17 protein-coding genes, 1 tRNA gene and 2 pseudogenes are annotated in these 19,861 nt (G+C 59.3%); 16 read left to right on the forward strand and 4 right to left on the reverse strand.

All coding sequences use genetic code 11. The features are described 5' to 3' along the window. Positions 1 to 884 (forward strand): cation:dicarboxylate symporter family transporter (locus NKI01_RS25275; protein ID WP_502899468.1); only part of this gene is annotated, 884 nt, incomplete at its 5' end. A 302-nt stretch (positions 885 to 1,186) separates the two neighbouring features. Next, positions 1,187 to 2,218 carry a LacI family DNA-binding transcriptional regulator gene (locus tag NKI01_RS25280; protein ID WP_023678260.1) on the forward strand — a complete coding sequence of 344 codons (1,032 nt, stop codon included), beginning with the start codon at positions 1,187 to 1,189 and terminating at the stop codon, positions 2,216 to 2,218. Between the two features lie 579 nt (positions 2,219 to 2,797). On the opposite strand, the gene NKI01_RS25285 is transcribed toward NKI01_RS25280, so the two are convergent. After that, positions 2,798 to 3,727, reverse strand: coding sequence for a LysR family transcriptional regulator (locus NKI01_RS25285; RefSeq protein ID WP_352506788.1), 930 nt, complete (start codon positions 3,725 to 3,727; stop codon positions 2,798 to 2,800). A gap of 266 nt (positions 3,728 to 3,993) precedes the next feature. Between NKI01_RS25285 and NKI01_RS25290 the strand changes: the two genes are divergently transcribed. From NKI01_RS25290 to NKI01_RS25350, 13 genes and pseudogenes are all read left to right on the forward strand, one after another. Next, positions 3,994 to 4,587 carry a NodA family N-acyltransferase gene (locus tag NKI01_RS25290; protein ID WP_352965105.1) on the forward strand — a complete coding sequence of 198 codons (594 nt, stop codon included), beginning with the start codon at positions 3,994 to 3,996 and terminating at the stop codon, positions 4,585 to 4,587. After that, positions 4,584 to 5,243 (forward strand): chitooligosaccharide deacetylase NodB, encoded by a 660-nt coding sequence (nodB, locus tag NKI01_RS25295; protein ID WP_352457035.1) that lies wholly within the window; start codon positions 4,584 to 4,586, stop codon positions 5,241 to 5,243. Before NKI01_RS25290 ends, nodB begins: the two co-directional genes overlap by 4 nt. 14 nt (positions 5,244 to 5,257) lie before the next feature. Next, a complete protein-coding gene (nodC, locus tag NKI01_RS25300; protein WP_352466667.1) occupies positions 5,258 to 6,583 on the forward strand; it encodes a chitooligosaccharide synthase NodC in 1,326 nt (441 codons plus the stop codon). A gap of 80 nt (positions 6,584 to 6,663) precedes the next feature. Next, positions 6,664 to 7,260, forward strand: a complete 597-nt coding sequence (gene nodS, locus NKI01_RS25305; protein ID WP_352965122.1) for a nodulation methyltransferase NodS — start codon at positions 6,664 to 6,666, stop codon at positions 7,258 to 7,260. Between the two features lie 35 nt (positions 7,261 to 7,295). Then, positions 7,296 to 7,541: pseudogene (locus tag NKI01_RS25310) on the forward strand (carbamoyltransferase N-terminal domain-containing protein); the annotation flags it as partial. Between the two features lie 43 nt (positions 7,542 to 7,584). Next, positions 7,585 to 8,496, forward strand: coding sequence for a nodulation factor ABC transporter ATP-binding protein NodI (nodI, locus tag NKI01_RS25315; protein ID WP_023719311.1), 912 nt, complete (start codon positions 7,585 to 7,587; stop codon positions 8,494 to 8,496). A gap of 3 nt (positions 8,497 to 8,499) precedes the next feature. Further along, positions 8,500 to 9,288 (forward strand): ABC transporter permease, encoded by a 789-nt coding sequence (locus NKI01_RS25320; RefSeq protein ID WP_352494954.1) that lies wholly within the window; start codon positions 8,500 to 8,502, stop codon positions 9,286 to 9,288. 67 nt (positions 9,289 to 9,355) lie between these two features. Beyond that, positions 9,356 to 10,318: a LysR family transcriptional regulator gene (locus tag NKI01_RS25325; RefSeq protein ID WP_352684127.1), complete on the forward strand. Its 963-nt coding sequence runs from the start codon at positions 9,356 to 9,358 to the stop codon at positions 10,316 to 10,318. Between the two features lie 8 nt (positions 10,319 to 10,326). Further along, positions 10,327 to 10,589 (forward strand): annotated as a pseudogene (locus NKI01_RS25330) (hypothetical protein); the annotation flags it as partial. 891 nt (positions 10,590 to 11,480) lie between these two features. Beyond that, on the forward strand, positions 11,481 to 12,272 hold the full coding sequence (locus tag NKI01_RS25335; RefSeq protein WP_352483785.1) for a calcium-binding protein: 792 nt from the start codon (positions 11,481 to 11,483) through the stop codon (positions 12,270 to 12,272). A 395-nt stretch (positions 12,273 to 12,667) separates the two neighbouring features. Continuing rightward, entirely contained in the window at positions 12,668 to 14,440 is a 1,773-nt protein-coding gene (locus NKI01_RS25340; protein ID WP_352710456.1) for a type I secretion system permease/ATPase, read from the forward strand. Continuing rightward, positions 14,418 to 15,731, forward strand: coding sequence for an HlyD family type I secretion periplasmic adaptor subunit (locus tag NKI01_RS25345; protein ID WP_352710392.1), 1,314 nt, complete (start codon positions 14,418 to 14,420; stop codon positions 15,729 to 15,731). The genes NKI01_RS25340 and NKI01_RS25345 overlap by 23 nt, the downstream gene beginning before the upstream one ends. A 670-nt stretch (positions 15,732 to 16,401) precedes the next feature. Then, the gene (locus tag NKI01_RS25350; RefSeq protein ID WP_352566044.1) at positions 16,402 to 17,619 is read left to right on the forward strand and encodes a tyrosine-type recombinase/integrase; all 1,218 of its coding nucleotides are present in this window, start codon (positions 16,402 to 16,404) and stop codon (positions 17,617 to 17,619) included. Positions 17,620 to 17,640: 21 nt separating this feature from the next. Here NKI01_RS25350 and NKI01_RS25355 read toward each other — a convergent pair. Continuing rightward, positions 17,641 to 17,716, reverse strand: a tRNA-Ile gene (locus NKI01_RS25355). A 171-nt stretch (positions 17,717 to 17,887) separates the two neighbouring features. On the opposite strand from NKI01_RS25355, the gene NKI01_RS25360 reads away from it, so the two are divergent. Continuing rightward, positions 17,888 to 18,598, forward strand: a complete 711-nt coding sequence (locus NKI01_RS25360; protein WP_023719319.1) for an SIMPL domain-containing protein — start codon at positions 17,888 to 17,890, stop codon at positions 18,596 to 18,598. A gap of 135 nt (positions 18,599 to 18,733) precedes the next feature. Here NKI01_RS25360 and NKI01_RS25365 read toward each other — a convergent pair whose 3' ends face one another. Further along, on the reverse strand, positions 18,734 to 19,093 hold the full coding sequence (locus NKI01_RS25365; RefSeq protein WP_023719320.1) for a hypothetical protein: 360 nt from the start codon (positions 19,091 to 19,093) through the stop codon (positions 18,734 to 18,736). Between the two features lie 247 nt (positions 19,094 to 19,340). Continuing rightward, a complete protein-coding gene (locus NKI01_RS25370) occupies positions 19,341 to 19,787 on the reverse strand; it encodes a YcgN family cysteine cluster protein (RefSeq protein ID WP_023719321.1) in 447 nt (148 codons plus the stop codon). Between the last annotated feature and the right edge of the window lie 74 nt (positions 19,788 to 19,861).

Below are 19,861 nucleotides of genomic sequence, written 5' to 3' on the forward strand. Positions count from 1 at the left end.
TCCCGCCAACGATTGTCGGTGCCTTCGCGGAAGGCGACATCCTGCAGGTGCTGTTCTTCTCGGTTCTGTTCGGCATGGCGCTCGCGATGGCCGGAGAGACGGGCAAGCCTGTCGTTTCCTTCCTTCAGGCGCTCATCGCGCCTGTCTTCAAGCTCGTTGGCATTCTGATGAAAGCCGCGCCGATCGGCGCTTTCGGCGCAATGGCCTTCACCATCGGCAGATATGGCATCGGTTCGGTCGTCAACCTCGCGATGCTGGTCGCGACGTTTTATTTCACCGCCTTCCTCTTCGTGTTCGGGGTTCTCGGCGCGGTCTGCCGCTACAACGGCTTTTCGATCTTTTCTCTCATTCGCTACATCAAGGAAGAGCTGCTGCTTGTGCTCGCAACGTCCTCCTCGGAGGCCGCGCTCCCCTCGCTCATGCAGAAGATGGAGAAGGCGGGCGCCAGGCGTTCGGTTGTGGGTCTCGTCATCCCGGCCGGATATTCGTTCAATCTGGACGGCACGAATATCTACATGACCCTGGCGGCCCTCTTCATCGCACAGGCGACGAACACGGATCTGTCAATCGGCGATCAGGTGCTGCTGCTGCTCGTTGCGATGCTTTCCTCCAAGGGCGCTGCAGGTGTAACAGGTGCGGGCTTCATCACCCTGGCTGCTACGCTCGCCGTAGTTCCGAGTGTTCCCGTTGCTGGGATGGCACTGATACTCGGCATCGACCGCTTCATGTCCGAATGCCGGGCGTTGACGAATTGCGTCGGCAACGCAGTGGCATCCCTCGTCGTTGCCCGCTGGGAAGGAGAATTGGACCGAGCGCAGATGAAAGCCGCCTTCTGCGGTCATCAGCTTGCCGAGGCATCAAACCGGCTATCCTCCGCCGAGTAAGGGCGACGCACCGCGACCGGTTTCGCCAAGCTGGTCACATGACCTGAACGATCGACTCGCAGGCTCTAAACGGCGCCTCACGGACCATGTATCAGAAGCGCTAAATGTGTGAGTGCAAATCGTCGCCGCCCTAAGCGAATGAACCTTCCGTTATACCCGGCCGGTCTACGTCTGGAGTAGTCCAATACGCTGTCGATCATTCAGTATGCGGGCGTCTTCACTTTGCCCACCCGAAACCATTGTCGAATCGCGCTAGGTGACAGAGAGCCAGCCTGCGTCAAAAACCAATCAGAATAGGACCCATGACCAAGCGCCCCACAATTGCCGATCTCGCCCGCGAAGCCCGAGTCAGCGTAGCAACGGTCGATCGGGTTCTGAACGCCCGCCATCCGGTGCGCGAGGAGACCGCGCGGCGGGTCCACGACGCCGCCCACGCGATCGGCTATCATGCTGCCGGGCTCATCAAGCAGCGCTTGCGGCGAGACCTACCGTGCTACCGTCTGGGCTTCATCTTGAGAAAACCGGCCCAGCATTTCTACCAAGACTTTGCGCGCGAGGTCGAAGCGTCGGTCAATTTGGCCCAGTCCTTCCACGGCATTCCGCTCATCCAATTCGCCCCGTCACATATGCCGAGCGACCTAATCGCACCGCTCAAGGATTTGGGCGCACGCTGCCATGCGATCGCGATGGTGGCACCGGACCACCCAAAAATTACAGCAGCGGTTGAGGACCTCAAGGCCAAAGGCATTCCGGTTTTCTCGCTGCTTTCCGACTTCGCCGCCGGCGTGCGACAGGGCTATATCGGCCTCAACAACCGCAAGGTGGGGCGCACGGCCGCTTGGATGGTGTCCAAGGTCGCAAAACGGCCCGGCAAGGTGGCGGTGTTTGTCGGTAGCCATCGTTTCCAGGGGCACGAGCTCCGTGATGTCGGCTTTCGCTCCTATTGCCGTGAGAACGCGCCGACGTTCGAGGTGCTCGATCCGCTTGTGAACCTGGAGAAACGGCAGGTCACCTACGAGGCAACGCTTGATCTCATGCAGCGGGAACCCGAGCTCGTCGGCTTCTATGTCGCCGGGGGCGGCATGGAGGGCGCCATCTCCGCGGTCCGGGAAGAGGGTAAAAGTCGCGATCTCGTCGCGATCGTGAATGAAATCACGCCGGAATCTCGGGCGGCACTCGCTGATAACATCATCACGATGGCGGTCGCCACGCCAATGCGCCGGCTTTCCCAGGAGCTGATAACGCTGATGACGCGGGCTATCGAGACCGGCACTGCTGAAACACCAGGACAGACATTTCTGCCGTTCGACATTCATCTGCCGGAAAATATATGAAACTGATGGCTTCTATCGTAAGCGGGGAAGTTTCCTTTCATAAATGAGAGAAAGTTGATTGATGATCCCATCCACGCGGGGTAGCCGCACCCCACAGGCCTCAGCCGCGGCCCAGGATGAAGCCAATTGGGTGAACGGATCGGCCACGCGTTCAGGCGGAAGCGCGAGGTAAATTGCCTACATCCGCAGCGTCAATCGCGACCGGCTTCATTGCCAACATCTCGACGTTGTCGGTGCAAGGCGGTGTCGTCAAGGATGCCTCACGCCAGTAGCCGAGCGAGGCCGGCACAGTCCGTTGGGATTGACCTCGTCGACCGGCATCTCCTCGCCTGGCCGCGCGTGAAAAGCCGCGGCAGGGCCGGCAAAGTTGGCATTTGAGTGGGGCTAAACATCTTCTGGGACTTCGCACGCGAAATCGGAGGCGGCAGTCAACTCAGCACCAACCCGGGCATGTGTTCTGCTCGTTACTGGCCCTCGTACTCAGCAAGGAACTGCGCCGCTCTGCCGAGCCAAAGGCCTGACGCCCGAATGGCAACCGCTCCTACGCGATCGCGACCGCCTCCAGGAAGCCCGAGACGCTCAATAGCTTTCAAGCAAAGGCGCCAGGCGAGATGCCTCCTGCAACATCATTTCCCGCATCCACAGGCTTGCCGGATCAGTATTGTGAAGCGCGGGCCATTGGACGGCCTCCGTGAATGCGGGATGAGGAAGTGGCGGCGGAAGTCCGACAATCCGCAGGGGTGTTGTTTTTGCGAAATGCTGCGCCAGCCGTAAGGGCATGGTCCCGATGCGGTTGGTGCCTGATATGACGGGCGCGATCAGGCTAAAGCCCTGTACGACGACCTCGATACGTCTCTCGAAACCGTGCTCGAGCAAATACCACTCCTCCATGGTGGGCTGCCGGGTGTGCCTGAATTTGAGCACGACATGCCCCATCGACAAGTATCGCTCGAATGTAAGTGGCTCTGACAGCTGCTTGTTCGTGCCGCAGCCTACGCATACGAGCATATCTTCGAACAGGGCTGCGCGAGGATGTTTCGACATGAACACTTCCGGCATAATCAGAAAATCAACGTCGCCGCGCCGGAGAAGCTCCTCGGGGTCGTCGCAAATAGGCAGACATTCGAAGCGGACGGCGGGAGCTTCCCGCGCAGTACGCTCTACGATCCTCTTAAAAAGCACGAGCGTGAGGTAATCGGAAAGCATGATTCGGAAGAGACGATCCGATTGGGCTGGGTTAAAGGCGTCGGAGGAAATAATCGATAGCTGGATGTGCAGCAATGCGTCCCGGACTGCTGGGGCAAGCCCCTCCGCGCGCGGTGTCAAAATGAGCTCGCGGCCGTTCATCGTAAATAGCTCATTGCTGAAGTAGGCGCGTAACCGAGCGACGGCGGCGCTCATGGCCGGCTGGCTCAGGTTAATACTGTTGGCCGCGGCAGTGACTTTACGCTCCCTGATCAGAGCGTCCAGCACAACGAGGAGATTCAGATCCAGCCCCTTAAACCGCATATCCTGATCTATCCAGCGTGTGGATGGGCATCATCTAAACAATCAATTTTACGAATTTACGAACCATGCATTAGAGGAACGTAAATGACCGACGTCAAGCTCAAATCGACGGCGCCGCGACGGGCGAGAACATCGAGAGAGCTCATTGGCGAGCCCCACCGGCTGGCTCACCTTCGCTAACGACAACGGTTGAGTGCAGCCAACAACGCCGCCGCTTTGGCCGGGTAATGCGGCCCGCAAGAAACTATTTTGAAGAGAGGTCCTGAATGCGCCCTCAGGTGCAGTGGAAATTGTGCTGGGAAAACGAGTTGCAGCTCTCGGACCACGTCGAGCTCGCCCAGTTCTTTCGTAATACCTACGGGCCGACTGGGGCGTCCAACGCAGAACCGTTCGAAGGTAGTCGAAGCTGGGCCGGCGCCAGGCCTGAACTCCGCGCAATCGCCTATGATTCGAACGGTGTAGCGGCTCACATGGGCATACTGCGCCGTTTCATCAAGGTTGACGCGGTCGATCTGTTGGTGGCTGAGCTGGGCCTGTACGGGGTACGTCCGGATCTTGAGGGTCTCGGAATCGCCCATTCAATCCATGTCGTGCTTCCAATACTGCAGGAGCTTGGCGTTCCATTCGCTTTCGGAACCGTCCGGCACGCGCTGCGGAATCATGTTGAGAGGTTCGGGCGGCGATACAGCCCTTTGGCCGTTTTGTCGGGAATTCGCGTGCGCTCCACCCGACCAGAGGCGCGCCTCGACCTGCCGCCCACACGCATCGATGACGCACTCACCATTGTTCTGTCAGTTGGACGGCCGATCAGCGAATGGCCCACGGGCACGATGATCGATCGGAACGGACCAGAGCTATGAGCCGTCCCGATTGCTTGTACGAAGTGCGCCGTGAGTGCTCTGACGGCACCGGCCGTCGCAGCGTTTATCTGACGTTTGACGACGGTCCCAATCCACTTTTCACACCGGAGATTCTGGATGTGTTGGCAGAGCAGCGGGTGCCGGCGACTTTCTTCGTCATCGGCGCCTACGCCTTAGAGCACCCGGATCTAATCCAACGAATGTTTGCAGAAGGGCACGAGCTAGGCAACCACACGATGACTCATCCGGATCTGTACAAATGCGGCTTCGGCGAAGTGCAACGTGAGATCTTTGAAGCGAACGGCGCCATCATGAGGGCGTGCCCTCAGGCCTCGGTGCGCTATATTCGCGCGCCCTACGGCGCCTGGAGCGAAGAAGTCTTCACAGCGTCACAGATCGCCGGGCTGACGGCCCTCCATTGGTCCGTCGACCCTCGAGATTGGTCTCGCCCTGGGGTCGACGCGATTATCGATACCGTGCTCGCCTCTGTCCGGCCGGGCGCAATCGTACTCTTGCACGACGGATGCCCTCCCGGCGAGTTGAGCCAGGGCGCTCACGCCGGTCTGCGCGACCAGACGGTCACGGCGCTGTCCCGTCTGATTCCAGCACTTCATGAGCGCGGATTTGTAATCCGCTCACTTCCTCAACATCACTGAACAAACGAGATCCCATGACTCTTCTTGGTACAACCAGCACTGTGGCCATTTCGCTTTATGCACTGCTCTCGACTGCTTATAAGAGCATGCAGGGGATTTATGCTCTGCCGACAAACGACTCATCGGCGTTGGAGGATCTCGTCGGCTCCGATCAACTGCCCAGCGTGGATGTCATCGTCCCCTGCTTCAACGAGGATCCGCGCACGCTTTCAGAGTGCCTGGCGTCCATTGCAGACCAAGAATACGCCGGAAGACTTCGGGTCTATGTGGTTGATGACGGTTCTGGAAATCGCGAAGCCGTAGGAACTGTCCACGAAACCTACGCGCGCGACCCTAGGTTCGACATCATTTTGCTTCCCGAGAATGTTGGAAAGCGCAAGGCGCAGATCGCCGCGATACGCCGCTCATCCGGGGATTTGGTGCTTAACGTTGATTCAGACACGATACTCGCGTCCGACGTCATCACCAAGCTTGTACCGAAGATGCGAGATCCAGCGGTCGGCGCAGTCATGGGTCAGTTGATTGCCAGTAACCGGAGCGAGAGCTGGCTGACAAGGCTGATAGACATGGAGTACTGGCTGGCTTGCAACGAGGAGCGCGCGGCACAGGCTCGCTTCGGTGCCGTTATGTGCTGTTGCGGCCCATGTGCCATGTACCGCCGGTCTGCGCTCCTTTTGTTACTGGACCAGTACGAGTCGCAATTTTTTCGGGGCAAGCCAAGCGACTTCGGGGAGGATCGCCATCTCACTATCCTCATGCTGAAAGCAGGCTTTCGAACCGAGTACGTTCCGGGCGCCATCGCGGCCACAGTCGTTCCGAACAGACTCGGACCGTATCTGCGCCAACAACTCCGTTGGGCACGAAGCACATTCCGGGACACGCTGCTTGGGCTGCGCTTGCTGCCCGGCCTCAATAGCTATCTCACGTTGGACGTGGTCGGACAGAATCTCGGGCCGCTACTCCTCGCCCTATCGGTACTAACGGGCCTCGCACATTTCGCACTGACAGGCACTGTGCCTTGGTGGACAGGACTGATGATTGTGTCCATGACCATGCTCCGATGCAGCGTGGTAGCATTTCGTGCTCGACAGTTTCGATTTCTGGGCTTTTCCCTGCACACGTTCATCAACATCTTTCTCTTACTTCCCTTGAAGGCCTACGCGCTGTGTACATTGAGCAATAGCGATTGGCTGTCGCGAAGCTCTGCTGTCGCTACATCGAACACTGGGGGAAAACAGGCCCCCACCCAAACTCCGATCACTGGATCAAGCAGGGCAGAATTCTCACCGCATGCGGCTCCGCTTCGCAGGCTCAATCTTGCGCGGATTCTTCGGGATTAGCGCTGTCGAGCAACATCTGCGGCGACGAGTGATCGCTAATTACCTAGGTGGACGAGAGGTGGACGAGTTTGACCCAGAACATGAATCATCAGTTGCTCGATCGGGAATTGGCCGCAGACGATCCGTGGCGCCTCGACGGCAATCCGTTCGAGCGGGAGCGCCACACGCAAATGCTCCAGCTGGCGCTTGCCCAAGGCTCCATTACAAATGCCCTCGAAGTCGGGTGCGCTGCCGGCGCATTCACGGAAAAACTAGCTCCCAACTGCCAACGGCTCACCGTCATCGATGTCGTGGCGCAAGCGATTGCTCGAGCACGTCAACGGATAAAGGAGCCGTCGCGCATCAACTGGATAGTCTCCGATGTTCAACAGTTTTCGACCGACGAGTTGTTTGACCTGATCGTTGTGGCGGAGGTCCTATACTACCTCGAAGACATAGCCGAGATGCGCGCGGCCGTCAAAAACCTGGTGCGGGTGCTTGCGCCAGGCGGGCATCTGATCTTCGGATCGGCAAGGGATGCTAATTGCCGTCGCTGGGGTCACGCCGCTGGTGCTGAGCCGGTCATCGCCATGCTGAACGAAACGTTGATCGAGGTAGAGCGTCTTGAGTGTCGGGGCGAGTCGGTCAACGAAGACTGCTTGCTCGTCCGTTTCCGGAACCCGCTTTCCGCTTCCTGATCAATCGAATCTATCGCCGTTAACGTGGAGACACTATGCGCATCTCTGGTACCAAGCTGACCCATGATGGGGCGATCGCCCTTGTCGAGGATGGACGGCTCGTCTTCTGCGTTGAGCAGGAAAAGCGGCACAACAATCCGCGTTATCAAACCATCGATAATCTCGACGCAATTGTCGCCGCTTTGGCGGAACAGGGGCTAAATCCTTGTGATGTCGATCAGTTCGTTATCGACGGCTGGGATGGCGAAGACGAGTCACAGTTTCAGGTCCGGCAGGCAACCAAGCAACCGCCAGTCTTGGCGTCCCTCTCGGTAAAATGAACCCATGTCCATGGTAGCGATCGATCTTACTGACGTAAGCAAAACTTATGACAAGCTCGTTGTCGACAGACTGTCGTTCCGCGTTGCGGCGGGGGAATGCTTCGGGCTCCTGGGACCGAACGGTGCGGGCAAAAGCACGATTGCGCGTATGGTCCTCGGCATGACATCGCCTGATGCGGGGAAGATTACTGTGCTCGGCGCTCCAGTGCCGGCGCGCGCGCGTTTGGCACGTATGCGCATCGGCGTGGTCCCGCAGTTCGACAATCTTGATACCGCGTTCACTGTACGCGAGAACCTGTTGGTGTTCGGGCGCTACTTCCGGATGAGCAGACGCCAGATCGAAGCGGTCATACCATCGCTGCTTGAGTTCGCCCGCCTCGAGAACAAAGCGGATGCGCGCGTCGCCGAACTGTCCGGCGGCATGAAGCGGCGCCTGACGCTCGCGCGTGCGCTGATCAATGACCCGCACTTGCTGGTGATGGACGAGCCGACCACCGGCCTCGATCCGCAGGCCCGCCACCTGATCTGGGAACGGCTGCGATCGCTGCTGGCGCGGGGCAAGACTATTCTTTTGACTACCCATTTCATGGAAGAGGCCGAGCGGCTGTGCGATCGGCTGTGCGTTATGGAGGAGGGGCGCAAGATCGCCGAAGGCCGCCCGTCCGCACTCATTGACGAGCAGATCGGCTGTGACGTGGTCGAGGTCTACGGCGGCAATCCGCATGAACTGGGTGCGCTGATCCGGCCGTACGCACAGCGCATCGAGGTGAGCGGTGAGACGCTTTTTTGCTATGCACCCGATCCGGAGCAGGTGCTGGTGCAGCTACGCGGGCGCGCGGGTCTGCGCCTTCTGCAGCGTCCCCCCAATCTCGAGGATGTGTTCTTGCGGCTAACCGGGCGCGAGATGGAGGACTGAACAATGGGCGAACGTTATGCGGCGGCCATGCCCGCCAATGCGTGGAATTGGGTCGCGGTTTGGCGCCGCAACTATCTTGGATGGAAGAAAATCGGGCTTGCATCGGTTCTCGGCAACCTCGCCGATCCGATGATCTATCTGTTCGGTCTCGGTTTTGGCATCGGAACAATGATAGGTCCTATTGAGGGCACGTCGTACATTGCGTTTCTCGCGGCTGGCATGGTTGCCACAAGCGCGATGGCATCGGCGACTGCTGAAACGGTTTACGGGAGTTTCGGCCGCATGGACAACCAGCGCACCTGGGAAGGAATGTTATGCACTCAGCTGACGCTTGGCGATATCTTACTCGGCGAATTGGCGTGGGCAGCCACCAAGGCCCTGATGGCGGGCACAGCAATCACTGTTGTTGCCACCACGCTCGGCTACACATCGTGGCCATCCATCCTCTGCTTGCTGCCAGTCATCGCTCTCAGTGGCCTCGCCTTCGCGAGTCTAGCGATGGTCGTCACGGCGCTTGCGCCCAGTTATGAATATTTCATATTTTATAATACGCTTGTTATAACACCCATGCTGTTCCTTTGCGGCGCGATGTTTCCGGTCAACCAATTGCCCGGCACTTTTCAGGACGTCGCCTCCTTGTTGCCGCTCGCACATGCAATTGACCTCATTCGTCCGGCGATGCTTGGCCGTCCGGCCGGCAGCATGGGCCTGCATATCGGCGCGCTTTGCATATACACGGTTTTGCCGTTCTTCCTATCGGTTGCTCTATTTCGTCGTCGGCTGATGCGTTGACGCTACTCACCATTCGTAAAATTGATTCTTTGGGCGATACCCATCCACGCGTCGGATAGGTCAATACATGCGTTTTAAGGGACTCGATCTAAATCTCCTGGTTGTGCTGGACGCTTTGATCAGGGAGCGTAAAGTCACCGCCGCGGCCCGCAGTATTAACCTGAGTCAGCCGGCCATGAGCGCCGCCGTCGGTCGGTTACGCGCCTATTTCAGCGATGAGCTATTTACGATGAACGGCCGCGAACTCATTTTGACACCGCGCGCGGAGGGGCTCGCCACAGCAGTCCGGGACGCATTGCTGCACATCCAGCTGTCGATTATTTCCTGGGACGCCTTTAACCCGGCCCGATCGGATCGTCGCTTCCGCATCATCCTTTCCGATTACCTCACGCTCGTATTTTTTAAGAAGATCGTAAAGCGTGCTGCGCGGGAAGCTCCCGCCGTCCGCTTCGAATGTCTGCTTATTTCCGACGACCCCGAGGAGCTTCTCCGGCGCGGCGACGTTGATTTTCTGATTATGCCCGAAGTGTTCATGTCGAAACATCCTCGCGCAGCCCTGTTCGAAGATATGCTCGTATGCGTAGGCTGCGGCACGAACAAGCAGCTGTCAGAGCCACTTACATTCGACCGATACTTGTCGATGGGGCAGGTTGTGCTTAAATTCGGGGACACCCGGCAGCCCTCCATCGAGGAATGGTATTTGCTCGAGAACGGTTTCGAGAGACGTATCGAGGTCGTCGTACAGGGCTTTAGCATGATCCCGCCCCTTCTATCAGGCACCAACCGCATCGGGACAATGCCCTTACGGCTGGCGCAGCATTTCGCAAAATTAACACCCCTGCGGATTGTCGAACTTCCGCCGCCACTTCCTGCCGCATTCACGGAGGCCGTCCAATGGCCTGCGCTTCACAATAATGATCCGGCAAGCCTATGGATGCGGGAAATGATGTTGCAGGAGGCATCTCGTATGATTACCCCGCCTAAGAGCACCGGACGTCTCAGTTGTCGGCCGACGACCCCTCCGTTATGAGAGGAGGCATGGATGGCGATTGGGATTGGGCGATTCCTGCATTGTCGAGAACGATGCAGGGAGAGCAGATCCTTCAGCCTGAAGAGGTGGCAGCGATGCTGCCGCTGCATGAGCTTGGCTGGGGAACCGACGGGCGAACGAATTCGGGTGCGCTCGCAACACGGTGCCTCGGTATCTAAGCGAGGGCGGGACTGTTCCGTTTCGCAAGCCTGTGCGGCCGACCGCGTTTGACGGACTGGACGATTGGCTGCGGGAGCGCTTCTTCCCCCATGGCTCGGGCTGGATGACGATCTCGACCCGCTCCAGATGCGCCGGGAACGCCTTGCGCGGTCGCGCAGCACGTCGCGGCTCGCCTGTCGGTCTTGCGGCCTCGAGCTCGGACTCAATCGCGCCGAGCCCGGTCTGGATTTCGAAGGCGAAGGCCTGCTAGGCACGTTGGAGCTTCTCGGAGCTGCGACCGAAGCGGCGCGCTCCAGCTGCTTGACGATCCCATGAAGGTCGGCGATCCTCACCTGGGCACGCTCGTTGAGTGTCGCCATCCGGACGATCTCGGCCTTGAGTGTTTCGCTCCGGAGTTGTTGCAGTTCGGCCTTCTCCGCCGCCATGGCGACGAACATCGCCTTGAGCGTATCGATTTCGTGGGGACGGGCCGAAGCGCTTCTCATCATGACGCCGACAGAAGCTTATTGTGCACGGCCTGAAGCCCGCCTTTTGCGCCTGAGTCACTTCGCCACCGCCTTCCGGCCGGACGCCGTCGCCGTTCGGCTCGAACGCGTGTCCAGTCCATGCCTTCGACGAGCGCCATCAGTTTCGGCGCGGCAAGCCGATCACGCCGTTCTCCGCCAGCGGAACTTGTCCTCGTCCAGCGCTCACGGTGCGGGTATGCCGGCGTCGAGCAAACAGAGAGAAGTTTGGGGCCCAACCAGGACGGCCCCGTTACGAAGTTCGTCCTAGTCCCGGTTTGAGTGTCGAATCTTCATCGATTGCTTGGGCGACCAGCGTCCCCGCCGCCAGCGAGCCCGCAACTGCTCAGCAGAAGGGCGAAGTGAACGTGAATGCATCCATTTCGTAAATGTGTGTCTATCCAAGCAATCGATTTCTCTAATTATCCGATGAGCAATATGAACGCGTCAGGCAGGGTGCATCATTAGGAGTATTTTCGATGGCAAAGATTATCGAGGGTGGCCCGGGTGCCGAAACACTCATCGGCACCGAGCTTGACGATTGGATGGAGGGTTTCCAGGGCGGTGACTGGATTGACGGTCGTGGCGGCAACGACGAGATCTCGGGTGGCCCGGACAGTGACCGACTCATCGGCGGCAAGGGTAACGACCGCATCTTCGGCGGAGATGGCTGGGACGATCTCTCCGGCGACAACGGCCGCTTCAACCCGCGCGTCTCCGGTGAGGACAATGACAGGCTCAGCGGCGGTCCCGGCCAGGATGTCCTCTACGTGGGTGACGGCCAGGACACGTTGACCGGGGGCACCGACAGTGACACGTTCGTGTTCCAGTTCCACAATCCGGTGCCTGGGGTTGTCGGGTCGAAGTCGGACATTACCACTATCACCGATTTCAACCCGGCGGAGGACAAGTTCGCCTTCGATGCGGTGGGCCTCTACAATGACGGTTTTGGCGCGAACTTCGTCAACAACGCCAGCATACAGTCCGGCTACCCGGTGAGCAGCTTCTACAGTGGTGCGGCCTCAGGTGCGAACGGCGAACACGTCGTGGTAATCACTGGCGAATCTTTCAACTCTGCTTCTGAAGCCGCGAGTGCGATCTCCGGCGAGCACGCCGGCGACATCATTGTCTACCAAAGCAGCTACACCGACAGAGTCGCAACTCTGGCCTATGTCACCGCCGACAACAACGCGCATGAATTCGTCCACCTGGGCGGTGTGGTCACCGTGGCCGACCTAGGCCTGACCGCGTCGGACTTCACCTTCGTTTGATCCAGAAAACCCATACGGAACAGCGCCCCGCCCCCCGGGGGCGGGCGCTTCCGTTTCCGCTACTTGCGATGGGCCGGGGCGCCCGGGAGCAGTCGCAGCGTGTACAGCTTGACGAAGCCCTGCACGTCGCGCTGGTCGTACACCGAAATCTCCCTGAAGGCGTGGAGGCGGAAGCCTGTTCGGGCCCTTGCGGCCGGCCACGATGACGTTGCCCTTCCAAACCTTCAGCCGGACGGTGTTGTTGTTGACCCGCTCCATTAGATGCCAAACCAAACACATTCGGCGGGAGCACTGATCCTGAATCAGCGAGCGGATGCAGTCGGTTGCCGCTCGGGGACCAATATAGGGAGCTGGGTCGCCAGATCCTCACGGAGACCTACGTGAGTAACCATTCCTTGAAGGATTCAGCTTTGAGACCTTTCCCTCTGACTTCCGCTATTTGGGGAATTCTGTTGATCAGCGGCGTGGTCAACGTGCTTGCGCTGATCTCGCCGCTGTTCATGCTTCAGGTCTACGACCGCGTTCTGGCAAGTGGCAGCGTATCGACGCTAGTGGGGCTCGTCGTGCTTGCTGCAGGGCTTTATGCGTTCCAATGCCTGCTCGACGTTTTGCGCGCCCGCGTGCTGCTGCGGATTGGCGAGCGTTTCGATGAACAGTTTTCCGGACGCGTTCACGATGCGATCGTTCGCCTTCCGCTTTTAACGCGCATGCCGGGCGACGGCTTGCAGCCGCTTCGCGACCTCGACAATATTCGCGGATTCTTAGGTGGAAACGGTCCGACAGCGTTCTTCGATCTGCCTTGGATGCTGCTTTATCTTGCCATTTGCTTCCTCCTTCATTTCTGGATCGGCATGACGGCACTTATCGGGGCGATCGGTCTCACATCTCTGACACTTCTTACCAACACTCTCTCGCAACGGCCGATACGCGAGACCATTGCCCACGACATGGTGCGCAATGGCCTACTGCAAGCAGCGCGTTGCAATGCCGAGGTCGTGCAAGCTCTCGGTCTCGGAAAGCGGATCGCTGCCCGATGGCACAAGGCCAATGCCGAGTATCTGGCCGCCAACCGGAAAGCTGGGGACGTGGCAGGTGGGCTGGGTGGCATTGCAAAGTCGTTGCGCGTGCTGCTGCAATCGGCCATTCTTGCCGTCGGCGCGTACCTTGTCATCAGGCAGGAGGCTACGGCCGGGGTCATGATTGCCAGTTCGATCATGATGGGGCGTGCGCTGGCTCCGGTCGATCTGGCCATTTCAAGCTGGAAACCCTTCCTCATGGCGCGCCAGGGTTGGGCGCGGCTGGAGGACCTCCTGGGAAAGGTTCCTGAAACCGCTCCTGTTATGCCAATGCCTGCACCTGAACGCGAACTCCGCGTCGAAGGCGTGACAATCGTTCCGCCCGGCGAAAGGAAGCCGACCGTGACCGGCCTTGCGTTTGCCGTTCAGGCGGGAAGCGCACTCGGGATCATCGGTGCATCGGGTTCGGGCAAGTCGACACTCTCGCGCGCCATCGTCGGCGCATGGACGCCGGTCGCCGGAAAGGTTCGCATCGACAGCGCAAGCCTCGATCAATGGGACCGGGAAGCGCTAGGCCGTCATATCGGCTATTTGCCGCAAGGTGTTGAACTGTTCGACGGCACCATTGCCGAAAACATCGCTCGTTTTGAAGATAATCCTGACCCTGAGGCTATTGTCACCGCGGCGAAAGCAGCGGGCACGCACGAACTGATCCTCCGATTTGAGCACGGCTACGAAACTCCGATTGGTGAGGCCGGATCGGCACTTTCCGCCGGGCAGCGCCAGCGTATCGGTCTTGCCCGTGCTCTTTATCGAGACCCTTTCCTTGTTGTGCTGGATGAACCCAATGCCAATCTCGATGCGGAAGGCGAGGCTGCGGTCGTCAAGGCGATCGCCTCCGTGCGCGGGCGCAAGGGCATTGCGGTTGTCGTCGCCCATCGGCCGAGCGCCATCCGCGCCGTGGATTTTGTGTTGGTCATGGAAGGTGGACGGCAGCGAGCATTCGGTGCGCGTGATGAAGCGCTTTCCAAAGTCTTGAAGAGGGCAGCGATGGCACCAGGCGCTGGCGTCAAGGCCATCGCGTCTACACAGGATAACGTGGGAGAGCGCGCTGACATGGAGGATCCCGGTGGCCGGCATTCATCAGAATAATGACGTTTCCAGCTCCATTCGCCGGCACCTGCTGGCGGGCCTTCTGGCGAGCGTGATCTTTGTTGGAGGAGCCGGAGCCTGGGCGGCCTTCACGAATCTCTCCGGTGCGGTTGTCGCGTCCGGACACTTTGTCGTCGATTCCTATGTGAAGAAGGTGCAGCACCCGACCGGCGGGGTGGTGGGAGAAATCCTGGTGAGCGAAGGTGATAAAGTAAAAGCCGGCGACATCCTCATGCGGCTCGACGCCACCCAGACGCGCGCCACTCTCGCTGTAGTCACCAAGCGGCTCGATGAGCTGGCCGCCAACCTGGCACGACTCGAAGCTGAGCGTGACGATCTGGCGGAGATCGCCTTCCCGGACTGGCTGCTCGCCCGCAGAGATGTTCCGGACGTAGCTTCGGCAGTACATGGCGAGACGCGGCTGTTCGAATTCCGCAGACAATCCCGCGACGGAAGGCAGGCGCAGCTAGCGGAACGCATCACTCAATATGAGCACGAGATCGAGGGGCTCAAGGCGCAGGCAATCGCTTCTGAGAAAAGCACCGAGATTCTCCAAAAGGAAATTGCTGCCCTGAGTGGGCTGCGCGACCAAGGCATTGTCTCGGACCAACGCTTGAACAGCCTGAAGACGCAGGTTGCCACTTTCGGCGGCGAACGCGGTGAGAAGATTGCACATCAGGCACAGACGGCAGCCCGCATAGCCGAAACGCGCCTCCAGATCCTGCAGATCGATCCGGATTTCAAGACGGAAGTCGGCCAGGAGCTCAGAGAGGTTCAGGCGCAGGTTGGGGAGTATGTTGAGCGCAAGGTGGCGGCTGAACAGGAACTGCGACGGATCGATATTGTCGCGCCGCAGTCAGGCGCCATTCAACAACTCGCAGTTCATACGGTCGGAGGAGTGATCACGCCCGCCGATCCGATTATGCTAATCGTGCCCGAAGGCGACGATCTTGCGCTTGAAGCACGAATCACCCCGAAGGACATCGACCAAATCCAGCTTGGTCACAAGGCCGTGCTGCGGATGTCAGCCTTCAATCTGAGGACCACGCCGGTATTGAACGGATATGTCAGCCGGATCGCAGCCGATCTGGCGACGGACGAAAAAAACGGCGTTTCGTATTACCTGGTGCGTCTGTCGGTTCCGCATGCGGAACTGACGAAGCTCAAGGACCTGACGCTCGTGCCCGGCATGCCGGCCGAAGCGATGATCCAGACGGGCGAGCGTACGGCGCTTTCTTATTTTGTGAAGCCGCTGTCGGACCAAATCAGTCGCGCATTCCATGAGGAATGAAAGTAATCCACAGAAATATTTTGTTTGTATTCTTGTTGGTTGTTACGCATGCATGAGAGTCATAACCGTCTGAAAACACAGCCATGCTTTCCTCAGTTGGATTCCGCCTCTGACTCAGATTCGTGGTTCCGCGGTCATTTTGCCCTTCCAAGTCGCCGACCATTCAGTTCTTGGCCTCGAGCGCATTAAGATACCCATCATCGTACACAAAGGCTGGAAAAGAGTCCGGTGTCTTGAGCGATCCTAGGTCTGGAGACCTAGGGTGAGCCTGCAAGCACAGGGCTAGGACATGATTGAGCGTCTGCAATATTCGGACAGGTACATAGGAAGACAGGCAGGCGTCAAAAACGCGCTTTCAACGCGCTAAACCGATGCTACGCACCCCGAGCGTCTTGCCGCCCTCGCTCCCGCCGGTAGGAATCAATCGCGAGCAGGCTGCGACGTTCATCGGCGTAAGCTCAACGACCTTTGATGAAATGGTCCAGGACGGCCGGATGCCGCAGCCACGAATGCCGAGCAAGGGGCGCATTGTTTGGGACGTCGAGGAACTTGTATTGGCCTTTCGAAAGCTCCCTCACCGCCAAATCGGAGGAGCACCAAAGCTTGACGAAGATTCGCCGCCACTAGACAATCCTTGGGATCGAAAACCACGAACATGACGGATGAGCCCGTGAAAATCGATCTTAAGGGCGTAGTGAAGGACACTGATCGCCACGGCAATGATCGGTACTATTTTCGCGCACCGGGTCGGAAGAAGGTCCGGCTCCGTGAACCGACCGGCAGCGACGAGTTCCTCGAGGAACTGCGCTGCGCACGCGCCGAGGTCTCTTATGTTCGGCCCGGCACTCTTCCCGAGATTTGCCGGCGCCTCCCCAAGCCTTCCGAGCCAGCGAAGAAAGGCACGTTACTGTGGCTTTGCCAGGAGTATTACCGTCGGGGCGGCACGGAAATCACCCAAGACACTATGGCGCGCCGACGAGCAATTCTGGAGCGCGTATGCGAATTACCTCATCCCCTCGAAGGTGACCCGGATCCTCAGTATCCCACCAAGGGATCTCTGCCATTCGCCGGTATGAAACGGTCTCATGTTAAGGAGATCAGGGACACCAGGCTCGACGCCCTGGGCGCGGCAAACAATATCGTAAAAGCCATCAGCGCGATGTTTGAGTGGGCAAAGGACACAGAGATTCCGGGCGTCGACTCCAATCCCGCCCGCGGCATCAGACGGCTAAAGAGCGGCGACGGCTGGCACCCATGGGACGTGTCGGAGATCGTTCAATATGAGAAGCGGCATCCGCTGGGTACCGCAGCCAGACGTGCGCTCTCGATCTTCATGTTTACTGGCCTGCGGTTGTCCGACGTCGCGATCTTCGGTCGACAGCACATCACGCTCGTCTACAACGAGGAGACCGAGCAGTGGGAGAAGTGGATCAGAATTAAGCCTGGGAAGACCAGTCGTAACAAGGATGCGGTGTTGGTGGAGCTCCCGCTTCTGCCCGAACTAGAGGCGGAACTTGAGCACACGCCCTCCGACCAGATGACCTTCCTGGTCAATGAGTATGGTCGCCCGTTCTCGGAGAACGGTCTGGGCAACAAGATGCGCCAGTGGTGTGATCAAGCTGAGCTGCCGCACTGCAGTGCTCATGGAATTCGGAAGGCCGGCGCGACGATCGCCGCTGAGAACGGCGCGACGCACGAGCAGCTGAAGGCGATATATGGGTGGACTACGTACCAGCAGCCCGACCACTACATCAAGAAAGCGCGTCGCCGGAAGGTAGCGAGAGCGGCGAAATACCTGCTGGTTATCGATCGAAAAGAGAACAAAATTGTCCCACTTTCTGAGGGGGTTGAAAGAGGTGGGACAAAAATGGCCAAAAAATCCAATTAAATCAACGGCCACAAAAGCCAATGGTGGGCCCGGAGGGACTCGAACCCCCAACCAAGCGGTTATGAGCCGCCGGCTCTAACCATTGAGCTACAGGCCCCACGGCGTTGGATTAGTGTTTTTCCCTGAACCGCACAAGGCTTTCAGAGCGGCTTTCCGAGGGGGCTGGCCGAGACCGCCCAAATCAGCCCATATTGATAACCTATTGCACGTCCCCCATTGGAGCCGCTCGACACTCGGCAGTCTTGGGATCGCAGATCGAGGAGATTTCATGACCAGACGTATTTTGCCACTGGCGATTGCCGCCGCAATCGCATTTCCGGCGATCGCCGGCGCCGCCGATTCGCCGCCGCCGCCGCGCATCGTCGTCACCGGCGAAGGCGAGGCGGCGATAGCACCCGATCTGGCTCTGCTGACGCTCAGCGTCATGCGCGAGGCCAAGACGGCGCGTGCCGCGCTCGATGCCAATAACGACGCCATGGCCGCGGTGATCGCGGCAATGAAATCGTCCGGCATCAAGGAGCGCGACCTGCAGACCGCGGGCATCCAGATCAACCCGCGCTATAACTACACCAACAAGCCCGACGGCAGCCAGGAGGCCGAACTTGTCGCCTATCAGGTGACCAACACGCTTTCGGTGCGCATCCGCGACATCGACAAGACCGGCGACATTCTCGACAAGGCGGTGTCGCTCGGCGTCAACCAGGGCGGCGGCATCTCCTTCTCCAACGACGATCCGGCGGCAGCCGTCACTGAAGCGCGCAAGAAGGCCGTCGCCAATGCCATGGCCAAGGCCAAGACGCTGGCCGAAGCGGCCGGCGTCGGCATCGGCCGGGTTCTGGAAATCACCGACCAGAATTTCGCACCGCCGCCGATGCCAATCAACGCCAAGGCTTTCGATGCGGCCGGCGCATCGGTCCCCGTGCAGGCCGGCGAGAATTCCTATACCGCGCAGGTGACGGTGACTTTCGAACTGAAGTGATCGTCGATCGCAGCGCATAAAAAACCCCGGAGGACCGATCCTCCGGGGTTTTCGAGCCGCACCTTTCCGTCCTGGCGGAAAGAGGCTCCGCTACTTTACCGGCTGAAAGACGCCGGCCGCAAAGCTTCGACGGGCTTAGCGATAGATAATCGGACAACCGCGCTCGTTGGCGAATACGATCACCACGCGGTCGCCGTACTGGCGGCCAGCGACCTTGACCGTGCGGCGGTTGATGTCGACGATGCGGGCGCGGCGCAGGCCCATACGTTCGGCCTTGTCGAGGGCACGCTCGGGCGAACAGGAGCGGCGCCAGTTGCGCTCACGGCGGTGTTCGCGATAGTAACCATCATCTTCGTCGCCGGTATAGACGCCGACGCGCGGATCTTGGTTGTTGCCGAAGCCGAGATAGATACTGTCTGCATGGGCTGGGATGGCAGCAAGCGTGCCAAGGCCGACAAGAGCCGAAAGAGCCGCCGTCTTGATGGTGTTGAACATTGTCTTCTCTCCTTGTTTGAGGGTTTCCACCCGTTTTCGTCGAACCGATGGGAGGAGAATGCACCCGCCTGTCTGAATTTTTTGCGAACCGGCCGTTCATCTCCGGTTCATGCGGCAGAACCGGGATAGTCTCTCGCTTCCGGAACCGGTGCTATGGACGGCGGTCCTACATAGGGTGGACCGGCATGGGCGGATAGGCAACGTCCGTTTTGCTGTCGGTTCTGGGTCCTAGATTCCGGAGTAAATCCTAAGGCTCGTCTGCAAGCATATGGTCGAAATAATCCTCCGGCTCGGCAAGCTCCGTCTCGCTGGCGCTGACCCGGCCGCGCATCGAGATGCCGGCCTCGTGCACAGTCTCGTCGCTTCCCGACACCAGCCTGTGCCACCAATAGAGATCGCGGCCCTCGGCAACCAACCGGTAAGCGCAGGTCTTGGGCAGCCAGCTGATGGTGCGCACATTCTGCGGCGTCAGCCCGACGCAATCCGGAACACGCGCCAGCCGGTTGGTATAATCGGAGCAGCGGCAGCTTCCAGCGTCGAACAGCCGGCAGCCGACGCTGGTCCAGTAGATATCTCCGGTGTCCTCGTCTTCGAGTTTGGACAGGCAGCATTTGCCACAGCCGTCGCAGAGCGATTCCCACTCGGCCGGGGTCATCGCCTCCAGCGTCTTGGTTTTCCAGAACGGCTTTTCCATCGTCGGCATGTGGACCTCGGAGGCGTCAAGGTCAAGCGCAGCAACCCATGCACCCTCGTCCGAACAATACGCCG

The sequence above is a fragment of the Mesorhizobium sp. M0815 genome (genome assembly GCF_040319995.1).
Classification (GTDB): domain Bacteria; phylum Pseudomonadota; class Alphaproteobacteria; order Rhizobiales; family Rhizobiaceae; genus Mesorhizobium.

Excerpts from the sequence above, each read along its gene's own strand:
- NKI01_RS25280 (WP_023678260.1), top strand. The coding sequence starts at position 1,187 with ATGACCAAGCGCCCCACAATTGCCGATCTCGCCCGCGAAGCCCGAGTC.
- NKI01_RS25285 (WP_352506788.1), bottom strand. The coding sequence starts at position 3,727 with ATGCGGTTTAAGGGGCTGGATCTGAATCTCCTCGTTGTGCTGGACGCT.
- NKI01_RS25290 (WP_352965105.1), top strand. The coding sequence starts at position 3,994 with ATGCGCCCTCAGGTGCAGTGGAAATTGTGCTGGGAAAACGAGTTGCAG.
- nodB (WP_352457035.1), top strand. The coding sequence starts at position 4,584 with ATGAGCCGTCCCGATTGCTTGTACGAAGTGCGCCGTGAGTGCTCTGAC.
- nodC (WP_352466667.1), top strand. The coding sequence starts at position 5,258 with ATGACTCTTCTTGGTACAACCAGCACTGTGGCCATTTCGCTTTATGCA.
- nodS (WP_352965122.1), top strand. The coding sequence starts at position 6,664 with ATGAATCATCAGTTGCTCGATCGGGAATTGGCCGCAGACGATCCGTGG.
- nodI (WP_023719311.1), top strand. The coding sequence starts at position 7,585 with ATGTCCATGGTAGCGATCGATCTTACTGACGTAAGCAAAACTTATGAC.
- NKI01_RS25320 (WP_352494954.1), top strand. The coding sequence starts at position 8,500 with ATGGGCGAACGTTATGCGGCGGCCATGCCCGCCAATGCGTGGAATTGG.
- NKI01_RS25325 (WP_352684127.1), top strand. The coding sequence starts at position 9,356 with ATGCGTTTTAAGGGACTCGATCTAAATCTCCTGGTTGTGCTGGACGCT.
- NKI01_RS25335 (WP_352483785.1), top strand. The coding sequence starts at position 11,481 with ATGGCAAAGATTATCGAGGGTGGCCCGGGTGCCGAAACACTCATCGGC.
- NKI01_RS25360 (WP_023719319.1), top strand. The coding sequence starts at position 17,888 with ATGACCAGACGTATTTTGCCACTGGCGATTGCCGCCGCAATCGCATTT.
- NKI01_RS25365 (WP_023719320.1), bottom strand. The coding sequence starts at position 19,093 with ATGTTCAACACCATCAAGACGGCGGCTCTTTCGGCTCTTGTCGGCCTT.
- NKI01_RS25370 (WP_023719321.1), bottom strand. The coding sequence starts at position 19,787 with ATGGAAAAGCCGTTCTGGAAAACCAAGACGCTGGAGGCGATGACCCCG.